Consider the following 13,745-nt stretch of genomic DNA (forward strand, 5'->3'; position numbering starts at 1 on the left):
GGAATGCGAACGGTTTATCTCACTGGCTTATCGCCCCCGGTCTTTTGCAGACACGCCTGCAATGCCCCAATTGGTGCTGGGTACTTCAATAATCTGAACCCGCACCGCTTCAATCGGTGCACCCACAGCCTCAACCAAGGCCTGGGTCACCTTCTCAATCACTGCACGTTTTTGCTCTTCCGTGCGTCCTTCAATCAAATTGATTTGTGCAAATGGCATGGTGTGCGCCCTCACTCAAAACGCAGGCCGACCTGGCCCAAACCCTGCACATGCAAGGTGACGTTGTCGCCAGCTTCCACGGCTACGGCCTCGGTAATGCCGCCCGACAAAATCAGCGACCCTGCCGGCACATACTGATCGCGCTTGGCCAGTTCATTGGCCAACATGGCAATGGCTGCTGCCGGGTGACCCACCACAGCAGCACCGGCACCGAAAGCAACCGGTACACCGTTTTTCTCCAGCACAATGCCAGTGGTTTTCAGGTCCATGCCATCAACTGGCTTCATGGTGCCGCCCACCACGAAACGCGACGCCGAGGTGTTGTCGGCAATCACGCTTTTCAAATCGAATTTGAAATCCCGGTAACGCGAGTCAATCACTTCAATGGCGGGCATTACAAAATCGGTGGCCGCCAGCACGGTTGCAATGTTGCAACCGGGGCCACGCAAATCGGTCTTGGTCACAAATGCAATTTCAGGTTCCACCTTGGGATGGATCAGCTCCTTTACCTTCACAGCCGAACCTTCGGGCACGCTGAAATAATCAGCCAGAAAACCGAACACCGGTGTGTTCACACCCATTTGCTTCATTTTGGAATGCGAGGTCAAACCAGCTTTCAAGCCCACAATTCGAACACCACGGCGTTCTTTGCGAGCGCGTATTTCGTCCTGAATGGCATAGGCATCGTCCCAATCCATATCGGGGTGATCATCGGTAATTTTCACTACATCATGCGCATTCAGTTCTGCGCTTTCCAGGTGCTCTGCCAGTGCAGAAATAGTTTTCTTGTCAAGCTTCATGCTGCACTCCTTGCGCGGGCCATGGTGATGGCGGTGTCTTCAATCATGTCTTCCTGACCACCCACCATGCCGCGTCGGCCCAGCTCCACCAGAATTTCACGGGCGCTGATGCCATACTTTTTCTCGGCACGCTTGGCAAACAAGAGGAAACTGGAATACACGCCGGCATATCCCAAAGTCATGGAGTCGCGATCAATACGAATGGGGTGATCCATGATGGGCACCACCAGGTCTTCAGCCACATCGGAAATCTTGAATACATCCACACCGGTTTTGATGCCCATGCGTTCACACACCGCCACCAACACTTCCATTGGGGTGTTACCAGCGCCAGCTCCCAAACCCGCTGCGGCTGCATCGATTCGTCGCGCACCCGCGCGAATGGCTTCAATGGAATTGGATACACCCATGGACAGGTTGTGGTGGCCATGAAAACCAATCTCGGTCTCTGGCTTCAATGCCTGGCGCACCGCGCTGATTTTCTCGTACACGTCCTCCGGGAGCATGTAACCAGCGGAGTCGGTCACATAAATGCAGTTGGCACCGTAACCCTCCATCAACTTCGCTTGCTCAATCAGTTTGTCCGCACCGGCCATGTGGGCCATCATCAGAAAACCGACTGTGTCCATGTCCAGCTTGCGGGCATAGGTAATGTGCTGCTCGCTCACATCAGCTTCAGTGCAATGGGTGGCCACACGAATGGTGTGCACGCCAAGGTCTTTCGCCATTTTCAAATGATCCACCGTGCCAATGCCCGGCAACAACAAAGCCGACACCTTGGCCTGCTTCATCGCGGGAATCACAGCGCTCAAATACTCTTCATCGCTGTGTGCAGGAAAACCATAATTCACAGACGATCCTCCCAAGCCATCGCCATGGGTCACTTCAATCAGTGGCACGCCGGCTTCATCCAGCCCTTTGGAAATGCTCAGCATTTGTTCCAGGCTCATCAAGTGGCGCTTGGGGTGCATGCCATCGCGAAGCGTCATGTCATGCACTTTGATTTCAATTCCTTTCAAGCTCATGGTGATTCTCCTTACGCGTTCACGGTGGGTTCAAGGGTCAGCTTGCCGCTGAGAATTTCTTCGGCAAACATTTCAGCAGTGCGGGCGGCGGCGGCGGTCATGATGTCCAGGTTGCCGGCGTACTTCGGCAGGTAGTCACCCAAGCCTTCCACCTGCATGAACACCGACACGCGGTTGCCGTCAAACACAGGGCCGTTCACCAGCGTGTAGCCGGGTACGTATTTCTGCACTTCCTTGATCATGTCGTGAACCGACTTGGTAATTGCTTCCTGATCAGGTGTGCCCTCCACCAAGCAATGCACGGTGTCACGCATGATCAGGGGCGGTTCAGCCGGGTTGATGATGATGATGGCTTTACCCTTTTTGGCACCGCCCACCTTTTCAACAGCAGCTGCTGTGGTGCGGGTAAATTCATCAATGTTTTTGCGGGTGCCTGGGCCTACGGATTTCGACGACACCGTGGCCACAATTTCGCCGTAGCTGACTGGTTGAACACGCGATACGGCATACACCATGGGTATGGTCGCCTGGCCACCGCAAGTCACCATGTTCACGTTCATTTCACGCTTGCCTACATGCTCCTTCAAATTAACCGGGGGTACACAAAAAGGTCCAACCGCTGCGGGCGTGAGGTCGATCATTAACACACCCAGTTCATTCAGCTTTCGACTGTTCTCGGCATGCACATAAGCACTGGTGGCATCGAATGCGATTTGCACACCATCTGCTTCCACATGCGGCAGCAAACCATCCACACCCTCAGCGGTTGTTTTAATACCCATTTCACGCGCACGTTTCAAGCCGTCGGATTCGGGGTCAATCCCCACCATCCACACAGGCTCCAGCACACTGCTGCGTTTCAGCTTCATTAAGAGATCGGTTCCAATATTGCCGGGACCAATCAGTGCGCATTTGATCTTTTTCATCATCGAATTCCTTTTGCGTTTTGCGTTGTAACTTACGCGAAGCGAACAGAGCAGTTGCCAATGCCACCAATCGACATGTGCAGCGAATCGCCTGCCTTCACGGGAATGAGTGCTGCCAGAGAACCTGACAGAATAATTTCACCTGCCTTCAAGCCAATGCCTAATCGGCCCAGCGTATTGGTCAGCCAAACAATCGCATTCACTGGGTGCCCAAGTGCAGCAGCGCCAGCGCCAGTGCCCACGATGTCGCCATTTTTTTGCAGTACCATTCCGCAAGTAAACAGGTCCACTTTACGAGGATCTACAACCCGGTCACCCAACACAATCGCACCGCAAGAGGCGTTGTCGGCCACGGTGTCTTGAATCTTGATTTTCCAATCAGCGATGCGTGAATCCACGATTTCGAAACAGGCCATCACGCCTTCTGTTGCCGCCAGCACATCGGCGGCGGTTACTCCGGGGCCCATCAAATCGCGTTTCATCAAGAATGCGATTTCACCTTCAGCACGCGGTTGAATCAGGCTGGCCGCCTCGATGGCCTCGCCTTCGTTGTACACCATGCCATTGAGCAGGTAGCCAAAGTCGGGTTGGTGCACATTCAGCATGTTCATCACGGCGGCACTGGTCACGCCAATTTTTTTACCAATCACGTGCTCGCCATTGTCCAAGCGTCGCGCAATCATCCTCTGTTGAATGTGATAGGCGTCTTCAATCGTGATATCGAAACCACGGCTGGTCAGCGGAGCAATGGTGTGCCGTTGGGTCAATGCGTTGTAAAGTTCATCGCCCAAGTCGCGAATTTGAGTAGCGTTCATTTGCTTTAAGCCTCTTGCAGGAAGTCGGTCACCAAGCGCTCAAAGCGCGCAGCGTGTTCAATCTGGGTCCAGTGCCCGCACTTGCCATAAACATGCAGTTGCGAATCCACAATCATTTCGTGCAGGCACAGCGAAGTACTCAACGGAATGACCTGATCATCCCGGCCATGCACAATCAAAGTGCTTTTCTTCAGTGCGCGAATATCACTTTCATGACTGGCCATGGCATCAACCCACCGCTGTCGTGGTGCCGGGAACATGGCTGAGAAGCTTTCCTGAAAACCGGGGCGAATGCTGGCCTGAAAACGCAACTGAGCCAGTTCATCGTTCACAAGGCCACGGTCGTATGCGAAGTAATCCATAATGCGACGCATATTCTCGAATGACGGCTGGTAACCCCACACTGCATCCAGTCCCTCAGTAATCGGGAATGGCACGCCTACACTACCCATCAACACCAGCTTACGAACACGACTGGGGTGGCGAATCGCCAGCGCCAGCGCTACAGCGCCACCAAACGAGTTACCAATCAAATCGGTTTGTTCCATGTTCAGTGCGTCCATCACGCCTACCGCATGGGCCACCCAGTTGTCCAGGTTGTATTGGTAGCCTTGGCGGCGCTCAGTGAAACCGAAGCCCACCATGTCTGGGGCCACCACACGGAATTGTTTTGCAAAACCGGGTATCACCAAGCGCCAGTTCGCCCAAGCCGAAACACCGGGGCCCGAACCATGAATCAACATCAGGTTGGTGCCCTGGCCTTGATCGTGATAATTCGTTTGAAGGCCGTTGGCCTCAATGCTCAATCCAATTTCTGGTGAAGCGGGTGCGTTCATCGTGGACTCCTTACAGCTTCACGCAAATGTTTTTCAGCTCGGTGTAAAACTCCAGCGAGTGCACACCCCCTTCGCGGCCAATACCCGATTGCTTGGCACCACCAAACGGTGTGCGCAAATCTCGCAGAAACCAACTGTTTACCCAAGCCAAACCCACTTCAATCGATGCGGCTACTCTGTGCGCTTTGGCCAGGTTCTGGGTCCACACCGCAGTGGATAGGCCATACACATTGTTATTCGCACGGGCCACCACTTCTTCCTCGGAATCAAAGGGGGCAATATGGCAGCAGGGCCCAAAAATTTCCTCCACACACACCGCTGCGTCGTCGTCCAGCCCGGTCCAGATGGTGGGTTGCACCCAGGCGCCGTTGTTCAACTCGCCGGGCATCTCAAACGCATTACCACCTGTAACCACAGTTGCACCCTGCTCTACCGCCTTGCGGTAAAAGCCCAGCACTTTCTCGCGGTGTTCTTGAGAAATCACTGGGCCAATGCCTGTGTCGTTGTGCTCTGGCAGTCCAGGCTTCAGGCTTTCCGCGCCCTTCTTCATGGCGGCCACAAATTTGTCGAAAATCGGGCGTTCCACATATACGCGTTCGGTGCCCAAACACACCTGCCCGCTGTTGGCAAACACCGAGCGCATGGTGCCTTCAATGGCGGCATCAAAGTCACAATCCGCGAACACGATGGCGGCATTCTTGCCACCCATTTCAAGGCTGACTGGGCGCGCGCCCTGCGCAGCCGCTTTCATGATGGCTGCGCCGGTGCGTGTTTCGCCAGTGAAAGTAATTGCATTCACATCGGGGTGGGTAGTCACGAACTCACCTGCGGAATCCGGACCAAAGCCATGAACCACGTTGTACACGCCTGGTGGTACGCCCACCTTGTTCATCACCTCGCCCAACAGTGCAGCAGTTTGCGGCGTTTCCTCGGAGGGCTTCACCACCACGGTGTTGCCACAGGCCAGCGCAGGGCCCACTTTCCAGGTCATCAACAACAACGGGAGGTTCCAGGGACAAATCACGCCTACTACACCAACCGGGCGACGAATTGAATAGTTCAACGCACCACGTTCATCCGGAGTGGCCATCTCAAAGCATTCTGTGGGCACATTCTTGATGGTGTCGGCGAATACCTTGAAATTGGCCGCCCCGCGGGGAATATCAATGTGACTGGCCAGGCTCATCGGTTTACCAGTGTCGGCAACCTCAGCCTGCAAAAAGTCATCGAAGCGGCGATTGATTTCATCGGCTACGGCGTACAACATTTGCACACGGTCGGCCACGGGCATCCTGCCCCATGGGCCTTTCAATGCTGCCTTGGCTGCGGCTACAGCATCATTCACCTGCGCGCGGCCAGCTTCATGCACCTGCGCAATCACCGCGTTGTTCAAGGGCGAGTGCTTTGGAAATGTGTTTCCCGTTGCCACGAATTCCCCGTTGATGAAGTTCAAGACTTCTTTCATTGCATTCTTCCTTGCCAATCGATTAAACCATGAACAAACGATAAAACTTATTTTTCTCGACGTCAATATATTTTCTCGAGAAAATTATTTTTCTTCGACAATATTGATTAACACCGCAACTCGTCTACAATGGCGAAACAGAAAGAATTTTTTGGGGTGTGTATGAATGAAGTGGTCTCATTGCCGGGCAGCGTCACCAACGGCGAAAGCTTGACCCTGGCCGAAACTGCTTACCGCAAGTTGCGCAACGACATCATTGAAGGCGTGCACAAGCCGGGTACCAAGCTGCGGGTGGAACACCTCAAAGACGACTACGAGGTGGGTGCGGGCACTTTGCGTGAAGCGCTGCAGTTGCTGCTGAATGACGGACTGGTGGTAGCACAAGGGCACCGTGGCTTTACAGTCGCCCCGATGTCTCCTGAGGATTTTCAGGACATTACCCGCACTCGCGTCATGATTGAAACAGAGGCCCTGCGCCAAGCCATCGCCCTAGGCGATGATGAATGGGAAGCCGAGGTGATGGGTGCATTTCACATGCTGAGCCGAGCAGAGTCACGCTTGGGCGAAGAAACCGTTGAAACCCGCAGCGAGTGGGAACGCAAGAACCGCTTGTTTCACGACACGCTCATTTCCGCCTGCCCTTCACGTTGGCTTAAGCAGTTTCAGCACCTGCTCTACATGCAGTCAGAACGTTATCGCAGGCTGATTCTTTCGGAGAAGCCCATTCCACGCGATGTGCATTCCGAGCACGAGGAAATTTTGAACGCCACTTTGAACCGCAACAGCGAACTGGCCACGCAAATTCTGGCGGAGCACATCAACCGATCCTTGATCGCGGTTCAAAAGCTGCCCAAAGAAAGGTTCGGAAAGTAATCAGCTGCTGAGCATCGAATGAATCAATGCTGTTACGGGTGTATCGATTCCCAAGCGTTCAGCACGTCGAAGCACACTGCCACTGATCGCATCCAACTCCAAAGGCCGACCCTTTTCAAGGTCGACCAACATCGAAGTTTTAATCGGATCGAACTCACAGATCAACTTGAACATCTCATCCACATCTGACTGGCTCAACACCACATCGTCAGCGCTTGAAACCGCTGCAACCTCTTGCATTGCCGCATAAACCGCTTGCCTGTAATGTGGGTGTTTCGTTAAAAAGCCCGTGTCCTTTCGAGTCAAAGCCGACAAAGGATTAACACCATTGTTCACCAACAGTTTTTTCCACAACTCATGTCGAATGTCGACGGCGGCCCGGGTGGGAATTCCCGATGCATTGAATGCATCCGCTAACCTTTTAACTACGCTTTGCAAGCCTACATTTACAACCGAATTTGGCCATGCACCCAACACAATTTGACATAAGCCTTGTGCCTCGACACACCCTGGCGAAACAATATGTGCGCCAATTCTTACAGCCAAACCACCAACTACTCGGTCAACGCCCAATACCTTGCTCAGTACTGCTTCATTCTCGACACCATTTTGCAAAGACAAAACTGGCGTAGCGCCAGCGGCCAGCCAAACTGAGTTTGAATCGAGCCAACTCGCCGTGTCCTGCGATTTCAAACACAGTACTAGTACATCAAAATCTTCGCATCGGTACTGGCATTGTAAGGCGGCTTGATCGACTGCACACACAGGCTGTTTGAATGAAAACTGATCATGCTCAACCTGCAACCCATGGATTTGCATCGCTTCAAGGTGACCCCCGCGCGCCGTCAACACCACGGAATTTCCGCCCATAATCATGCGGGCAGCATAGTAGGCACCCACGCCCCCTGCACCCACAAACAGCAAGCGCAGTGGCTTATTCTCACAAAGCGATTCCATACACTCTCCTTTGGCATCACCATACTGCAAGTGAAATTCCGATGAACAGTTGGCCGAACATCGTCCATGAGCAGACAGCCAAATTTGGCCTATCTCCTGTGCCATTGGAAGATTCCGTTGTGGTAAATGTTTTTACCAGAAATACAAAACAAAAAGGACCTAGCGGATTATTCACGCTAAGTCCTTTGTATTTTTGGGGCGATGTATGGGGCTCGAACCCACGACCCATGGAATCACAATCCATTGCTCTACCAACTGAGCTAACACCGCCACCGTAAACCGGTACTAAATTCTTGGCCTGCCCGGAGGGGTTCGAACCCCCGACCCTCGGCTTAGAAGGCCGATGCTCTATCCAACTGAGCTACGGGCAGAATTTGCATTGTAACTCGCACACGCGAATGGGTAGAAAGCACCCACTGGACAAGGATAGAACATCCTTTAAATTCGGTGGTCGGGGCAGAAGGATTCGAACCCTCGACCCTCTGGTCCCAAACCAGATGCGCTACCAGACTGCGCTATGCCCCGACAAAGAAGCGGAATTTTATGTTGATTTCAAGGTTTCGTCAAGGCCTCACACAGCGTTAAGTCAAATTGGGCGCTGCGTTGAAGGGGCTCAGGCCATTTGCCCGCAACAAGGCCAAGCCTGCGTGATTCACTCGCTCCCAATTCAGCTGCACGTTCCAGCCATGTTTTAACAGGGCGAAACTTGTAAACCGATTGAATTCTGATCACCGGGCTGCCATCTGAATATACAAACTGCCGATATTCATCGGCAATTGCTGCCTGATCAAAGCCTTTGAACTGTCGCTCTGCAAGCTTGGCAAAAAACCCATTTGCGTTGTAAGCCATGCCTGTCAACTCCCGACAAGAGGATGGCGAGGGAGGCACAGCAAACTGGGTTTGACGGGAAAAGGGCTCCTCCAGCCACCTGGCCATACCCTCGGTGAACCACTTGGTTTTGAAGGGCGAATACGCGTATTGATACACATGAAACAGTTCATGTGCAGGTGTGGTGCTCAAACGAGGGTCTACCTGCGAACCAATCTTGATTTTCAGCGTCAAGGCAGTGGAGGACTGGCCTTCGTACCAGTTGGGCTTGGTGGGTTCATCAAAGGCTAGGCCTGTGCCCTGATCGAAATACTGAACATGCACTTCGATTCCGTCGCTTTGGGTGTACCTTGAATGCTTCAACGGCGGAACCAAACCCAGCTGGGTTTGATAAAACCAATCCGCGGCCTTTAGCTGCACAAGAATATCGTCCACTCGATCAGGAATTGCATTGCCGTCCACGTCATCTGCGGGAACAGCATGCTTTCCCTCAGTCGTGTAAAAAACTCTGAACACACCTTCCGACGCCGTGTGTGTGTATAGTGCTTTGGGGTGAGGCTTGGCCCACGCATCCCTTGCAAGGATGAAAAAAACAGTCAATACGAACAAGTGCACAAGCCTTTGCAGCTTCATTACACTGAAAAACCGGCTCAGCAAATATCGATCACCACCTTTTATTTGCATGATTTTTATTGAACCCTGACTGAAAACATTATGTTCCTGGACTTCATTGAAATTGGCACCTCCGACTTCAACACCCTGATTCAGGCTGCCGGCCCTGCTGCACACGGCCTGTCGATTGATCCCATCTCACTTTACCTTGATCGGCTTCCGAATCGCCCGGGCTGTAAAAAAATCAACGCGGCTATCTCGAATATTGAAGGCTCGGTGAATGTCTATTTCATACCACCTCAAACTCTCGCAAAACACAAACTGCCCAACTGGCTTCGCGGCTGTAATTCAATCGGCGCACCTCACCCCACAGTGACCAAACAACTCCAGAAAACAGGCTTGGCCCAAGAACAAGTTTTGGTGACGCAGGCAGTACCGTGCCTTCGCCTGCAAACCGTTTTTAAACAGTATGAAGTTGACGGGGTGTTCATGCTCAAGGTGGACACCGAAGGCCATGATGCCGTCATACTGAACGACTTTTTCAGCGACGCGAAACCCGAACAATGGCCGCATCAAATCATATTTGAATCGAATAAATTGTCCGACAGCGAGACGATTCACAGGCTGATCGCAAAGCTGATTTTGATGGGCTACGACATTGTGGCTTGCGAAACCGGCGGCGGTGCCAGCGACACTCACCTTCGCTTGAACTTAAACCGACTAAAAGGTGAGAGCGTATCAATTCAAACCGCGAAGGGATACTACCTGGAGGGTTACCCGAAAAACTACTCCCCGCTTAACCTGCCGCACGAGAACAATCTGGATTCAGCGCTGGAGTATGCCAACCAATTGCAGGCCGCTGGCGTTACCTTTCAATATGGTCGATACGAAGTTCGCCAAGGTCGCTATTTGCAACACTCTGTCAAAGACCTGAAAGTACAAAGCTGGATTCGTCTACCCGACAAGCAGCCTTAAGCACGGCGCTCAAGCCTTGGGCAAAGCCGCAAGAATAGAGTCGACCAAACGATTGGCAGTCCCTTTGTCTGCCGTTTCCACCATCACGCGCAACACAGGTTCGGTGCCGGAAGGGCGAATCAACAAACGACCATTGCTGCCCAGCTCAGCCTTCACAGCCTCGCATACGCCTTGCACTTTCACATCATTGGCCCAGTCGTAGCCCACAGGCAAGCGAGCGTTTTTAAGCACCTGTGGCAGCATGGCCACTGGCTTCAAAATATCGGCCAAAGGCATGCCCAGGTTGCGCACTGCACGCAGTACTTGCAGCGCACTCACAATGCCGTCACCCGTAGAATGCCGATCAAGAACCAGCAGGTGGCCTGAACTTTCGCCACCCAACTGCCAGCCGTTGGCTTGGAGTTTTTCAAACACGTAGCGGTCTCCCACCTTGGCGCGCTCAAAGCCCACATTGCGCTGCTTCAAGGCCAACTCAAGCCCCAGGTTACTCATCAAGGTACCCACCACGCCGTCCACCTTGCCTTGCATGTGCAAACGCTCGGCCACGAGAGCAAACAACAACTCATCGCCGTTGTAAATTCGGCCGCTGCCGTCCACGCAAATCAAGCGGTCTGCATCGCCGTCCAGTGCAAAGCCGTAATCAGCCTTGTGTTCAAACACAGCCCTGGCTACAAAGTCGGGGTAAGTGGCGCCCACACCTCGGTTAATGTTCAAACCATCGGGCTGATCAGCCAACACCACCACATCGGCACCCAGTTCACGGAACACGGCTGGCGCAATTTGGTAGGCAGCGCCGTTGGCACAATCCACCACAATTTTTAATCCGCGCAGGTGTTTGTCGCGGGGAAATGTACCTTTACAAAATTCAATGTAACGGCCCGCCGCATCGTTCAAGCGCTTGGCCTTGCCCAATTCTTCAGACGATTTACAAGGTGCATTCAACGCCAGTTGCGCTTCAATTTCCATCTCCCAGGCATCGGGCAATTTGGTGCCCTCTCCCGAGAAAAACTTGATGCCATTGTCTTGGTAAGGGTTGTGGGAGGCACTAATCACCACACCTGCCGACATGTTCAAGGCGCGTGCCAGGTAAGCCACACCTGCAGTAGGCATGGGGCCCACCATTACCACATCAACGCCCACCGAAGTGAAGCCCGCTTCAAGGCAGCTTTCCAGCAAATAGCCACTCACGCGAGTGTCTTTGCCAATCAGTACCCGTGGGCGCCTTCCATCACCTTCATGCTTGGCCAGCACCGTGCCAGCGGCTTGCCCCAAACGCAACACAAAGTCGGGAACCATGGGGCTTTGCCCCACTGTGCCGCGAATGCCATCGGTACCGAAATATTGTCTGCTCATGGAATGTCTGCAATAGGTGAATGGTGTTTATTGATCTGATTTTACGGGAACTGCAGTGCGCCCAAGGTAATCAATCCCGCTTAATTTACAAAAGCTTTCAAGGTGCGCCGGGTTGTCTATCCCATACACCCCCAAATCAGCGCCTGGCGTGAACAAGGCATGGGTACGCTCGTTGGACCGTTGTTGCAACCAACCAAACGCTGTGTGGCGCTTGGCCTCCATGTCGGGGTGCCAATGCTGCCCCTCAACCACTTTGCCCACCTCTTTGTACAAGTGATACAGCGGAATCAGATTGTGCCGAGGGTGAAATACCTGATAACCCTTGGCATGCGCGCGCAAGGAAAGGCTTTGTTCTTCTCCCCGAAAATACAGATAGGGGTCGTACGGCACCTGCTGGGTAAAATCGCCCGTGGTGAACAAAAAACACGCCCCCACATGAAAACCCGGCAAGTGGGTCGTGTCAGGCTGCTCAGCCCGCTTTCGCACCACCCGGAACTGCAACACAGCGCGCTCGGCAGTCAAAACACTGCCAGGGTCGCGTTCGATGAAAAATATCTCGTCAGATTTTGCAGGTTCATCCGCCACCGCCCTACCCTGCCCATCAAACCGGAAACCTGGCGGGTAGGTGCTAATCAACGGCTTGGGGTGAATCGCTTGAAGCCGCAGCAGTTGTTGAATCAATAACTCATCCCAGCCTTGATCGAACAAAGTGTGAGAATCAATTTGCAGCAAATAATCCTGTTCGTTGTACAGCGAAAAAGCGATGGACCGCGCCCAGCTAACACCGCGAGAATCCACGGGCGACAAGCCCACATAATTGATATTTTTGCGCACAGGAAACTGCGTCAACCACTCAGGGTTTAAGTGCTCGGATTGGTCGACCAAACCGACATGAATTCGCTGTGGGTGAGCGGCTTTGGCAAACAGTTGATGAATGGTCAAATAAAGGTGGGGCTCGCGGTATGCCGCAATGCTCACGAAAATCGTGGGCAATCTGGGCACGCTTGCCACCTGCATCATTGATTCAAGGCGAAGGCCACTTTCAAGGCCTCCACAGTTTCACGCACATCGTGCACTCGAAGCACGGCCGCCCCGTGTTGCGCCGCGTAGGTGGCTGCTGCCACCGAGCCGGCCGTGCGCAAAGCAGGGTCAGCTTGCCCTGTAAGCTCGGCAATCATTCGCTTGCGCGACACACCCACCAACACCCCAGCCCCCAAAGTAGAAAACAAAGGCGTTGCCCTCAGCAAATCAATGTTGTGTTGCAGTGTTTTGCCAAAACCAAAGCCAGGGTCTACCAGGATTCGGTTTGCCTGCACACCCTTTTGCTCAAGCGCCACCATGCGTTGGTTCAGAAATGCCTCAACCTCGCTGACCACATGGTTGTACTGGGGCGAATTCTGCATGGTGCGCGGCTCACCTTGCATGTGCATCACTACCGCACCTGCATTCGATTGTGCAAGCACAGCTTCCGCGCCCGCATCCCTAAAACCATTTACATCATTGAGAATGTCCACACCCAAATGTACGGCATGCGACATGACCTCGGCTTTCATGGTGTCAATCGACAACGGTACATTCCAGTTCATCAACTCTTTCAGAACGTCTGCGACGCGCGCCCATTCTTCGTTTGCGTCAACACCCAGAGCACCCGGCCGGGTGGACTCGCCACCAATGTCCAGAATTTGTGCACCCTGCTCCACCAGCTTGCGGGCATGCTCAATGGCCAGGCTGGTTTTATGGTGCTTGCCACCGTCCGAAAATGAGTCAGGCGTGACATTCACGATGCCCATAATCAAAGGCTTGCCGTGCGTGTAGGTAAGCTCGAAACGACCTGCTTTCCAAGTGCGAACCATGTGCTGCCTTGCGAGTTGCTGTGCTGGTATTTTACGGCATAGCAGCAGGTTAGTTCGCCTGCTGCGCTCACAGCTTATCCGTTTGCCTGGCCCGCTCAGGTGCGCACCCGTTTGCCCAAGCTTGCTCAGGTGCATACCCTCTCTCGCCGGAAAACCTGAATACCCCCTTGTTATTGATTCGCCGTCCTAAGCGCACCCGCTAAACAGC

General features: G+C 53.3%; 14 protein-coding genes and 3 tRNA genes. 2 read left to right on the top strand and 15 right to left on the bottom strand.

The window, feature by feature from the left end:
- Positions 1–27 precede the first annotated feature (27 nt).
- From PY990_RS00735 to PY990_RS00765, 7 genes are read right to left on the bottom strand one after another with little or no spacing between them, the layout of a single operon-like run.
- Positions 28–219: a 2-hydroxymuconate tautomerase gene (locus PY990_RS00735; protein ID WP_105029444.1), complete on the bottom strand. Its 192-nt coding sequence runs from the start codon at positions 217–219 to the stop codon at positions 28–30.
- 11 nt (positions 220–230) lie between these two features.
- Complete coding sequence (gene dmpH / locus PY990_RS00740) at positions 231–1,019, bottom strand: 2-oxo-3-hexenedioate decarboxylase (RefSeq protein WP_275269978.1); 789 nt, start codon at positions 1,017–1,019, stop codon at positions 231–233.
- A complete protein-coding gene (dmpG, locus tag PY990_RS00745; protein WP_275269979.1) occupies positions 1,016–2,044 on the bottom strand; it encodes a 4-hydroxy-2-oxovalerate aldolase in 1,029 nt (342 codons plus the stop codon). Before dmpG ends, dmpH begins: the two co-directional genes overlap by 4 nt.
- Positions 2,045–2,055: 11 nt before the next feature.
- Entirely contained in the window at positions 2,056–2,973 is a 918-nt protein-coding gene (locus tag PY990_RS00750) for an acetaldehyde dehydrogenase (acetylating) (protein WP_275269980.1), read from the bottom strand.
- A gap of 29 nt (positions 2,974–3,002) precedes the next feature.
- Complete coding sequence (gene dmpE / locus PY990_RS00755) at positions 3,003–3,785, bottom strand: 2-oxopent-4-enoate hydratase (protein WP_105028395.1); 783 nt, start codon at positions 3,783–3,785, stop codon at positions 3,003–3,005.
- A 5-nt stretch (positions 3,786–3,790) separates the two neighbouring features.
- Positions 3,791–4,621: an alpha/beta fold hydrolase gene (locus PY990_RS00760; RefSeq protein WP_275269981.1), complete on the bottom strand. Its 831-nt coding sequence runs from the start codon at positions 4,619–4,621 to the stop codon at positions 3,791–3,793.
- Between the two features lie 10 nt (positions 4,622–4,631).
- Complete coding sequence (locus PY990_RS00765; protein ID WP_275269982.1) at positions 4,632–6,086, bottom strand: 2-hydroxymuconic semialdehyde dehydrogenase; 1,455 nt, start codon at positions 6,084–6,086, stop codon at positions 4,632–4,634.
- Between the two features lie 162 nt (positions 6,087–6,248).
- On the opposite strand from PY990_RS00765, the gene PY990_RS00770 reads away from it, so the two are divergent.
- Positions 6,249–6,959 (top strand): GntR family transcriptional regulator, encoded by a 711-nt coding sequence (locus PY990_RS00770; protein ID WP_275269983.1) that lies wholly within the window; start codon positions 6,249–6,251, stop codon positions 6,957–6,959.
- Here the strand turns inward: PY990_RS00770 and PY990_RS00775 are convergent, their stop codons facing one another.
- The 5 genes from PY990_RS00775 to PY990_RS00795 form a co-directional block, all read right to left on the bottom strand.
- On the bottom strand, positions 6,960–7,916 hold the full coding sequence (locus PY990_RS00775; protein ID WP_275269984.1) for a ketopantoate reductase family protein: 957 nt from the start codon (positions 7,914–7,916) through the stop codon (positions 6,960–6,962).
- A 194-nt stretch (positions 7,917–8,110) separates the two neighbouring features.
- Positions 8,111–8,186: transfer RNA gene (locus tag PY990_RS00780), tRNA-His, on the bottom strand.
- A 24-nt stretch (positions 8,187–8,210) separates the two neighbouring features.
- Positions 8,211–8,287 (bottom strand) — tRNA-Arg (locus PY990_RS00785).
- A 77-nt stretch (positions 8,288–8,364) separates the two neighbouring features.
- Positions 8,365–8,441: transfer RNA gene (locus tag PY990_RS00790), tRNA-Pro, on the bottom strand.
- A 27-nt stretch (positions 8,442–8,468) separates the two neighbouring features.
- Positions 8,469–9,260, bottom strand: coding sequence for a hypothetical protein (locus PY990_RS00795; protein WP_275269985.1), 792 nt, complete (start codon positions 9,258–9,260; stop codon positions 8,469–8,471).
- A gap of 198 nt (positions 9,261–9,458) precedes the next feature.
- Between PY990_RS00795 and PY990_RS00800 the strand changes: the two genes are divergently transcribed.
- A complete protein-coding gene (locus tag PY990_RS00800) occupies positions 9,459–10,331 on the top strand; it encodes an FkbM family methyltransferase (protein WP_275269986.1) in 873 nt (290 codons plus the stop codon).
- Between the two features lie 9 nt (positions 10,332–10,340).
- On the opposite strand, the gene glmM is transcribed toward PY990_RS00800, so the two are convergent.
- Genes glmM through folP form a run of 3 tightly spaced genes read right to left on the bottom strand, consistent with a single transcriptional unit; the run spans position 10,341 to position 13,537 of the window.
- Positions 10,341–11,684, bottom strand: a complete 1,344-nt coding sequence (gene glmM, locus PY990_RS00805) for a phosphoglucosamine mutase (RefSeq protein WP_275269987.1) — start codon at positions 11,682–11,684, stop codon at positions 10,341–10,343.
- A gap of 27 nt (positions 11,685–11,711) precedes the next feature.
- Positions 11,712–12,686, bottom strand: coding sequence for a GlcNAc-transferase family protein (locus PY990_RS00810; RefSeq protein ID WP_275269988.1), 975 nt, complete (start codon positions 12,684–12,686; stop codon positions 11,712–11,714).
- A gap of 14 nt (positions 12,687–12,700) precedes the next feature.
- Complete coding sequence (folP, locus tag PY990_RS00815) at positions 12,701–13,537, bottom strand: dihydropteroate synthase (RefSeq protein WP_275269989.1); 837 nt, start codon at positions 13,535–13,537, stop codon at positions 12,701–12,703.
- Between the last annotated feature and the right edge of the window lie 208 nt (positions 13,538–13,745).

The organism is Limnobacter olei (assembly GCF_029087225.1).
GTDB lineage: Bacteria > Pseudomonadota > Gammaproteobacteria > Burkholderiales > Burkholderiaceae_B > Limnobacter > Limnobacter olei.